The 459-nt window shown below is 49.5% G+C and carries 1 protein-coding gene; it reads left to right on the plus strand.

The genetic code is table 11. The features are described from left to right. Positions 1–22: 22 nt before the first annotated feature. Positions 23–412 (plus strand): hypothetical protein, encoded by a 390-nt coding sequence (locus EIP75_RS23920; RefSeq protein ID WP_125245683.1) that lies wholly within the window; start codon positions 23–25, stop codon positions 410–412. The last annotated feature ends 47 nt before the right edge of the window (positions 413–459 follow it).

Genomic DNA, 459 nt, shown 5'->3' on the forward strand with positions numbered 1-459 from the left:
GAACTAAGGCGTTAGGCTTTCCATGAATACAAGAGTCGTGCTTGTCTCCCTGGCGCTTCTCGTCGGCCTTTTCAGTGGCCCTTCATCTCTAGAGTCTGCTGGGCTGAGTCAGCCACCAGTTCAGTGGAGTGATCTTGCATTCATCTTCTTTGGTTCCACTATCGCTCTTCCAGTCGTGTTGGGCTTCCAAGCTCTAGTTGGCAATAACAAGGCGCTCCGGCTGGGCTGGTCCATTTTTTCGCTCATTGCAATCTTCCTCGTTGCAACAGGTATTTCAGCGGGTGCTACAGCATTACTTCAGGGAACGCTTTTCCCGCATTCTTTTTTATTCCTTGTCTTAGGCTTGGGAACATTACTTGGCGCAGTTCTTACTCGAACCATTTTTAGCCAGAGGTTTGCGAATGCGGTTTAGCCAATCATCTCTCACCAGCCTAACTGGTTGTATATGGACTCCCCCAC

Origin of the sequence: Aquabacterium soli, assembly GCF_003933735.1 — a bacterium.
Lineage (GTDB): Bacteria > Pseudomonadota > Gammaproteobacteria > Burkholderiales > Burkholderiaceae_C > Aquabacterium > Aquabacterium soli.

Excerpts from the sequence above, each read along its gene's own strand:
- EIP75_RS23920 (WP_125245683.1), top strand. The coding sequence starts at position 23 with ATGAATACAAGAGTCGTGCTTGTCTCCCTGGCGCTTCTCGTCGGCCTT.